The sequence below is a fragment of the Desulfitispora alkaliphila genome (assembly GCF_050433185.1).
Classification (GTDB): Bacteria; Bacillota; Desulfitisporia; order Desulfitisporales; family Desulfitisporaceae; genus Desulfitispora; species Desulfitispora alkaliphila.
The window spans coordinates 1-1638 of record NZ_JBNPXS010000087.1; the positions used below are offsets into that span (position 1 = coordinate 1).

A 1638-nucleotide genomic window follows, 5' to 3' on the forward strand; every position below is an offset into this window, starting at 1 on the left:
GATAGCGTGAAAAATAAGGTAGCTTGGAATAAACAAGGGCACACTTAATAAAGGTCTTTTAGGACCCCAAAAAATGAACGTAGTTTAAGCCACAGAAATATCAGTTTCTTTTATTAGCCCAAGGGAAATAAGAAGCTTTGCTGCTTGCTTAACAGCTTTTTGCTTTTGCTTGTCCATCATTTCTTGTGGCATATCAATTTTAAACAAATCACTTGGGTTCCACACCTCACCAGTGTCAAACATATTGTAAATAGCGGTAAGTATCATCCTTGCAATAGCAATAATAGCTCTTTTTTTGCCTCTCCTTTTATAAATGCGTTCGTACTTGACTTTGTAGTAAGGAGACTTATCCGATTTCACGGCTGCATGGGCAACTTGTACCAATGCAGGTTTGAGGTAGACACCAGCACGTGTAATGCGGACAGATTTCTTCTTACCAGCAGATTCATTATTGCCAGGCGTTAGTCCCGCCCAGCAACACAGACGCTTGGAGTTGGCAAATTGAGACATATCTGTGCCAATCTCGGAGATGATAGTGATTGCAGAAGCTCTCTTAACTCCGGGAATGGTACAGAGAAGTTTAATGGCACCTTCGTAAGGTTTGACCAATCTATCAACTTTTTGGTCCAGTTCATCAATGGAATTGGTTACGTAGTCAAGATGGGAACGAACCATTATCATACGCTCTTTTTGTGCCTGAGACATTTGATATCCTTCAATAGATTCAACCACAGCATCTGCTTTTTTCTTAAGTGATTTTTGTAGAAAAGAAGAGCAGATCTCTGGGTCGAAGGTATCAGAAGAGATAAGATAGTCCGTGATGGAAGTGGCAGATTTGCCAAACATGTCGGAAACGACAGCATCAAGGGCTACATTGCAGACAGTAAAAGCGTTTTGAAAACGGTTTTTCTCACTGCTTCTACAAGAAACCAGTTTAGACCGATAGCGAGTATATTCACGAAGAATACGGATTGGTTTTTCTGGAATATAACTGCCAGGTACTAGACCAAGACGGAAAAGGTCACCAATCCATTTGGAATCCTTTTTATCATCCTTATTACCTTTTACAGCCTTCACCCATTTGGGGTTGGCAATAGTAACGCGGATGGTATCTTCCAAAAGATTGTAGACAGGAACCCAGTACTTTCCAGTAGATTCCATGCACACATCATAGCAGTTGTTGTCAATCAACCACTGCTTGAATTGGAGAATGGAATTGTTAAAAGTTGAAAATCTCTTTTTTGAATACTGGGGCATAATCCCCTTTGAAGTGATAAGTGTGGCAACGAGAAAAGTCTTATGCACATCGACGCCACAACAGATAGGATAAACAATTTTCATAGCACAGCCTCCTTTTATAGTTTAGTAGGGAGGAAGACATTGACTGAGCCATCACACATTTAACGAAGAATTAAAACAATTATTAGCGTGCGGTCTTATAGAACCACTTATTTGTGCTTGAAAGATGGCTCTTACACTGGTTAACATACTGTTTTGAACTGAGAAGTAATCTACGACTCACCCCGCCGTGCTTTGTAGTGTATCTTCTCCTTAAGCTAATAATAACAAAGTGGTGAAAGCCGCGCACCATTTTTCATTACTATTTGTGCCGCAAGCGTAGCGGCGGAATGGAGGTTA

1 protein-coding gene is annotated in these 1638 nt (G+C 40.5%); it reads right to left on the reverse strand.

Annotation, left to right across the window (positions count from 1 at the left end; translation table 11 throughout):
- Window positions 1-84 precede the first annotated feature (84 nt).
- Window positions 85-1341: an IS110 family RNA-guided transposase gene (locus GGQ84_RS15445; protein WP_429163713.1), complete on the reverse strand. Its 1257-nt coding sequence runs from the start codon at window positions 1339-1341 to the stop codon at window positions 85-87.
- Window positions 1342-1638: the final 297 nt, after the last annotated feature.